Annotated in this window: 6 protein-coding genes and 1 pseudogene; all 7 read left to right on the top strand. The window is 64.2% G+C overall.

All coding sequences use genetic code 11. The annotated features are described in order from the left end of the window. The coding region (locus BN11_RS12985) for a LysM peptidoglycan-binding domain-containing protein (RefSeq protein ID WP_048698336.1) at positions 1 to 317 on the top strand (317 nt) is incomplete at its 5' end. 217 nt (positions 318 to 534) lie between these two features. Next, on the top strand, positions 535 to 1,026 hold the full coding sequence (gene nrdR / locus BN11_RS12980) for a transcriptional regulator NrdR (protein WP_048698334.1): 492 nt from the start codon (positions 535 to 537) through the stop codon (positions 1,024 to 1,026). 92 nt (positions 1,027 to 1,118) lie between these two features. Then, complete coding sequence (locus tag BN11_RS12975; protein ID WP_048698332.1) at positions 1,119 to 4,037, top strand: vitamin B12-dependent ribonucleotide reductase; 2,919 nt, start codon at positions 1,119 to 1,121, stop codon at positions 4,035 to 4,037. 151 nt (positions 4,038 to 4,188) lie between these two features. Continuing rightward, the gene (locus tag BN11_RS12970) at positions 4,189 to 4,560 is read left to right on the top strand and encodes a TIR domain-containing protein (protein WP_048698329.1); all 372 of its coding nucleotides are present in this window, start codon (positions 4,189 to 4,191) and stop codon (positions 4,558 to 4,560) included. Between the two features lie 3 nt (positions 4,561 to 4,563). Further along, a complete protein-coding gene (locus tag BN11_RS12965; RefSeq protein ID WP_048698327.1) occupies positions 4,564 to 5,544 on the top strand; it encodes a caspase family protein in 981 nt (326 codons plus the stop codon). Further along, positions 5,544 to 5,843 (top strand): hypothetical protein, encoded by a 300-nt coding sequence (locus tag BN11_RS12960; RefSeq protein WP_048698326.1) that lies wholly within the window; start codon positions 5,544 to 5,546, stop codon positions 5,841 to 5,843. The genes BN11_RS12965 and BN11_RS12960 overlap by 1 nt, the downstream gene beginning before the upstream one ends. Before the next feature lie 120 nt (positions 5,844 to 5,963). Further along, positions 5,964 to 6,668, top strand: a pseudogene (locus tag BN11_RS23795) (site-specific integrase); the annotation flags it as partial.

Raw genomic sequence — 6,668 nt, 5'->3', positions numbered from 1 at the left:
CGGCACGAGGCGGGCGTGCCGCCGGCGTCGTCAAGCTCACGCGTCTCGGCCGCTTGGCGATCACGCTGATGGCCGCCGCCGTGCTCCTCGGCACCTCGGTCCTCGCGGCGTCCGCCGCCGGCGTCGGACCGTTCGGCGGACCGGTCTCCGGCGAGCGGATCGTCGTGGTGGAGTCCGGCCAGACGCTCTCCGGACTCGCGGAGAGCTACCTGCCGGGTCGAGTGATCGGCGACGGCGTGGCGGCGATCCAGATCGCCAACGGCCTTTCCAGCGAGCACGTCCAGGCCGGTCAGCGGCTCGTGATTCCCGCCCGCTGAGCGCGCCCACGCGCAGCTGTTCACGGCACCGACACGCCGGACACGCGGACGACACGCATAGGTCTTGCGTTAGTGCCGACCCGGGCATAGAGTCCTACATGTAGTGGTTACACCGATGTAGTTCTTCCACATGTAGTGCACATGCGAGGGAAGTTACTCACACGTTGTCCCCACGTTGTCCCCGGATTCGTCCCCACCACACCGATCGGAGTTGGCCGTGCACTGTCCTTTCTGCCGTCACACCGACTCCCGGGTCGTCGACAGCCGGACCAGTGACGACGGCGCCCAGATCCGCCGGCGCCGCCAGTGCCCGGATTGCGGGCGACGGTTCACCACCATCGAGACCGCGGGCCTGACCGTGCTCAAGCGCTCCGGCGCCAGCGAACCGTTCAGCCGGGCCAAGGTCCTCGCCGGGGTCCGCAAGGCCTGCCAGGGCCGCCCGGTCACCGAGGACCAACTCGCCGTCCTCGCTCAGCGGGTCGAGGAGGGCGTGCGCGCCGCGGGCAACGCCGAGGTCGACGCCCACGAAGTGGGAATGGCGATTCTCGGGCCGCTGCGCGAACTCGACGAAGTCGCCTACCTGCGCTTCGCCAGCGTCTACCAAGCCTTCGAGTCCCTTGAGGACTTCGAGAGCGCCATCACCCTGCTTCGCGCCGAGCGCGAGGCGGCTGCCCCGGACGGGCGACCGGACCGCATACCGGCCCCTTAGGACTCCCGGGTGCCGGCCGAACCGCCACGGCCGGCATCCGGTGACCACAACCCCACCGCACCACCCGCACAGTCACCCCAGGAGAGGGATATATGACCGAGACCGCTCGCTCGAACGCCGCACGATCCGGCAAGGCCAAAGGTCTGAAGGTGGAGCGCATCTTCACCACCGCCGGCGTGCACCCCTATGACGAGGTGACGTGGGAGAGCCGGGATGTCGTCCAGCAGAACTGGAAGACGGGCGAGACGATCTTCGAGCAGCGCGGCGTCGAGTTCCCCGACTTCTGGTCGGTCAACGCCTCGACCATCGTGACGACCAAGTACTTCCGTGGCGCGGTCGGCACCGAGGCGCGCGAGCGCAGCCTGCGCCAGCTCATCGACCGGGTGGTGCTGACCTACACCAAGGCCGGCAAGCAGCACGGCTACTTCGCGACCGAGCAGGACGCCGAGGTCTTCGAGCACGAGCTCACCTATGCCCTTCTGCACCAGGTGTTCTCGTTCAACTCGCCGGTGTGGTTCAACGTCGGCACCCCCTCACCGCAACAGGTCAGCGCCTGCTTCATCCTCTCGGTCGACGACTCGATGGACAGCATCCTGAACTGGTACAAGGAGGAGGGGAAGATCTTCCAGGGGGGCTCGGGCGCCGGCTTGAACCTCTCGCGCATCCGCTCCTCCAAGGAGTTGCTCTCCTCCGGTGGCACGGCGTCCGGCCCGGTCTCGTTCATGCGGGGCGCCGACGCCTCCGCCGGCACCATCAAGTCCGGTGGCGCGACCCGTCGTGCCGCCAAGATGGTCGTCCTCGACGTCGACCACCCCGACATCGTCGAGTTCGTCGAGACCAAGGCCCGCGAAGAGGACAAGATCCGCGCACTGCGTGATGCTGGCTTCGACATGGACCTCGGCGGCAAGGACATCGTCTCGGTCCAGTACCAGAACGCCAACAACTCCGTCCGCGTCACCGACGAGTTCATGCGCGCCGTCGAAGAGGGCACCGAATTCAACCTCACCTCGCGCCTGGACGGCTCCGTCGTCGAGTCCGTCGACGCCCGCGAGCTGATGCGCAAGATCTCCGAGGCCGCGTGGGAGTGCGCCGACCCGGGCATGCAGTACGACGACACGATCAACGCGTGGCACACCAACCCCGAGACGGGCCGGATCACGGCATCTAATCCTTGCTCGGAATATATGTCGCTCGACAATTCATCCTGCAATTTGGCGTCGCTCAATTTGCTCAAGTTCCTTCGCGAGGATGACACATTCGACGCATCCACTTTCCAAAAGGTTGTCGAATTGGTCATAACCGCAATGGATATCTCCATTTGCTTCGCCGACTTCCCGACCGAGCCGATCGGCAAGACCACGGTCGACTATCGCCAGCTGGGCATCGGCTACGCCAACCTCGGCGCGCTGCTCATGGCGACCGGTCACGGGTATGACAGCGAAGGCGGCCGGGCACTCGCGGCCAGCATCACCTCGCTGCTGACCGGCGCGGCATACAAGCGATCGGCGGAGATGGCCGGCGTCGTCGGTCCGTATGCCGGGTACGCTCGCAACGCCGACGCCCACAAGCGCGTGATGCGCAAGCACCAGGCCGCCAACGACGCAGTCCGGACCCGCCACACGATGGACGCCGACATCCACAAGCTCGCCACTAGGGCCTGGGATGACGTGCTAACGCTCGGGGAAAGGAATGGCTTCCGCAATGCGCAAGCCAGCGTTCTCGCACCGACGGGAACCATCGGCTTCATGATGGATTGCGACACAACGGGAATCGAGCCAGATTTCTCGCTGGTCAAATTCAAGAAGCTCGTCGGTGGCGGGTCGATGCAAATCGTCAACCTGACGATTCCGCGAGCCCTGCGCAAGCTCGGGTATGCCGAGGAGACCGTCGAGGCGATCGTCGAGTTCATCGCCGACAAGGGCCACGTCGTCGGCGCGCCCGGTCTGAAGACCGAGCACTACGAGGTCTTCGACACGGCCATGGGTGAGCGGGCCATCTCGGCGATGGGTCACGTGCGGATGATGGCGGCCGTCCAGCCGTTCCTGTCCGGCGCCATCTCCAAGACGGTCAACCTGCCGGAAAGCGCGTCGGTGGAGGAGATCGAGGATGTCTACGTCCAGGGCTGGAAGATGGGCCTGAAGGCGCTGGCGGTCTACCGCGACAACTGCAAGGTCGGCCAGCCGCTGTCCGATGCCGGATCCACGGCCAAGGACAAGGAGGCCGCCGCGGCGGCGCCCGTCGAGAAGGTCGTCGAATACCGCCCGGTCCGCGAGCGCTTGCCCAAGCGCCGCAACTCGAGAACCACCTCCTTCGCGATCGGCGGGGCGGAGGGCTATATGACCGCCTCGACGTATGAGGACGGCCGCCTCGGTGAGGTCTTCCTCAAGTTCGGCAAGCAGGGCTCCACCCTCGCGGGGGTGATGGATGCTTTCTCGATCGCGATCTCCGTGGCGTTGCAGTATGGCGTGCCGCTCGAGACCTGGGTGGAGAAGTTCACCAACATGCGCTTCGAGCCGGCCGGCATGACCGACGACCCGGACGTGCGGATGGGCCAGTCCCTCATGGACTACGTCTTCCGCCGGCTCGCGCTCGACCACCTCGACTTCGAGACCCGCTCCTACTACGGCATCTACACCGCCGAGGAGCGCGCTCGCCAGCTCGAGACCGGCTCCTACGCCCCCGTGGATGAGGAGTCCGAGGAGGACATCGAGGACGAGATGGAGATCATGCAGGAGGGCGTCGGTGCTCAGGCTCCGAAGAAGACCGCCGAGCCCAAGCAGAGCCCGCACCACGACAAGGACCTCGACGCCACCAAGGTCCAGTCCGGCTCCGGCGCCGCCTCGGCCCGCAAGGTCGACGCCGACGTGCACTCCTCGGCCGACCTGCTCGCCAAGTTCGGCAACAGCAAGGCCGCCGACGCCCCGATGTGCATGACCTGCGGCACCAAGATGCGCCCCGCGGGCTCCTGCTACGTCTGCGAGGGCTGCGGCTCCACCAGCGGCTGCAGCTGAAAGCGAGCCATATTCAACGGATGCAACGTTGGGGCCGCTCGTCCAGCGGGCGGCCCCAACATCTCGTGACGAGGTTACAGTCGATCGAGCCCTGTTCAACCGAAGTAACTTGCGGGGCCATTCACGCCCTAGCCGCGATGGGAGAGTAATCATGACCGACAAGAAGGTTGTATTCGTCGCGTTCGCGATCGAAGACGAGAGGATGCGGGACCTCTTCAAGGGACAATCCCTGCACCCGCGCCACCCCTACGAGTTCATCGACATGTCGGTCAAGAAGCCGTACGACACTGAGTGGAAAGAAAAGGTCCGCACCCGGATTCGCCGCTCCGACGGAATTGTGGCTTTGGTCAGTAAGAACTCGCTCACGTCATCTGGTCAGAAGTGGGAGATCCAGTGCGCCAAGGAGGAGGGGAAGAAGATCCGAGGCATCTGGATCTACTCCAATGACCGGACTGCGCTGGCGGGCGTCCAAACCGTCGAATGGACCGACGCTAACGTGGCGAATTTCATCGACTCGCTCTGAGCTATGCGTAAGGCACTCATCGTGGGGATCGACTACTACGAGTCGATAGTATCGCTGCACGGAGCAGCCAATGACGCGCACAATGTCAAGGGGGTCCTGGACCGGCACGCCGACGGGACCACGAACTTCACTCAGCCCAAGTTGCTTGTGGCGACGAGCGAGGATAGTGCCGTGTCGCGAACCGAGTTGCGCGAATCCGTCCAGGAACTGTTTCGGGACAAGGCCGACATCGCGCTGTTCTACTTCTCGGGCCACGGCTATATCGACAGCACGGGCGGATTCCTGTGCCCTAGCGACTGTGCTGACGGCCATGACGGACTCGCCCTCAGCGATGTGATGACGTTGGCCAGTCAGTCCCCGGCGGAGAACAAGGTCATCATCCTCGACTGCTGCCACAGCGGAGGAGCGGGGAACAATCCGATTTCTCCCGCGTTTGCCGAGATCAAGGACGGCGTGACGATTCTCACCGCGTCAACGGCGAAACAGTATTCACTGGAATCGAATGGTTCTGGGGTGTTCACCAACCTCCTCGTGGATGCTCTCAGCGGTGCCGCGGCTAACCTGGTTGGTGAGGTTACGCCGGGCAGTGTGTACGCACATGTCGATCAATCGCTAGGGCCTTGGGCCCAGCGGCCGGTCTTCAAGACCAACGTTGAGCGCTTCGTTTCACTGCGAAAGGCAGAAGCTCCGATCGCATTGACAGCTTTGCAGAGGCTGACCGAGCTGTTTCAGGACCCGGCGTTGGAACTCCCGTTGGATCCGTCCTACGAGCCCGAGCGTAATGGGAGCGAGCCCCCGGGCACTCCGCTGCCGGATCCCCTGAAGAACGCAGATTTCGCGATCTTGCAGGAACTCGCAAAGGTCAACCTCGTACGGCCCGTTGGGGAGAAGCACATGTGGCACGCAGCGATGAACTCAAAGGCTTGCGAACTGACCGTCCTTGGTCAGCATTACTGGGGACTAGTCAACCAAGAGCTCATCTAATGTCCGAGAGCGACAGGATCCGACAGGTCCTCGAGAGCAAGAGGATCCTCGATCGGCTCGCCTCGATCGAGCACGAGCGATGGGCCCACTGGCAACGCTACGTCCATGCCCACTGCCAACGACGTGACGATGGGTCCCTCGTCATCCCACCAGATCTTGTCGCAAGGTGGGAGCGGCAGATCGAGACGCCGTTTGTCAACCTCCCGGAGGGAGAACAGGAGAGCGATCGCGAACAGGTCCAGCGATACCTGCCAGTCGTCATCAGAGCACTGGAGGACTGGCAGGCCCTGGACAGCTAGCGAGAGCAGGGGCGCGACGCTTGGCCCGCAGGCCTTGGGTGATCCATCCGCATCAATGATGCATATAATGCAACAGTGACGAACGTTGTTGCGGGACGATTCCCCGGGGTTGCCCCTTCTGTGGATCCCGAGCGCATCGTCTTCGACGCGATGCAGGAAGGGTGGGCCGCTCAACAGAGGTCGCGGCAGTTGAAGGCCTCGACGATCGAGGGCCGGCTGGCTGTCGTGAGGCGCTTCGCGGAGTACACCAACCAGTACCCATGGCAGTGGACAGCAACCGAGTTCGAAGCCTTCGTCACCAGCCTGGTCGGGGCTCGACCGACGACGATCCGCGGCTACCAAGCAGCCTTGCGAATCTTCCTGGAGTACGTCACGAGCGCGGACTACGAGTGGGTAAGCCGATGCAAGGACGAGTTCGGGTCTGCCCCGACCCAGGTCGTCACCGAGTGGAACAGCTACCACCACACCACGCCTTACGAAGGCGACCCCGGACGCCGCCCACTCACCTACGACGAGGTTCAGGCACTATTCGACGCCGCTGACGGTCTCGTGGAGAGCATTCGTTGCCGAGGCCGGAAAGGCGCGATCGCCGCGCAGCGTGACGCCATCGTCCTCAAGGTGGTGTATGCCTTTGGGCTTCGACGCCGCGAGCTCTGGGGCCTTGACCTCGCCGATCTCCACGGCAACCCCAAGGTGCCCGAGTACGGCAAGGCGGGCTGTCTGTTCGTGAGATGGGGCAAGAGTTCGCGTGGCGGTCCTCCGAAGCGTCGATCCGTATTGCTGGTGCCGGAGATGGACTGGGTCGTTGCCTCGGTGCGGCAGTGG

The sequence above is a fragment of the Nostocoides australiense Ben110 genome, assembly GCF_001050535.1.
Lineage (GTDB): Bacteria > Actinomycetota > Actinomycetes > Actinomycetales > Dermatophilaceae > Nostocoides_A > Nostocoides_A australiense.
Note: the sequence above shows the minus strand (reverse complement) of the source record. Positions and strands in the feature narration are given on the sequence as shown.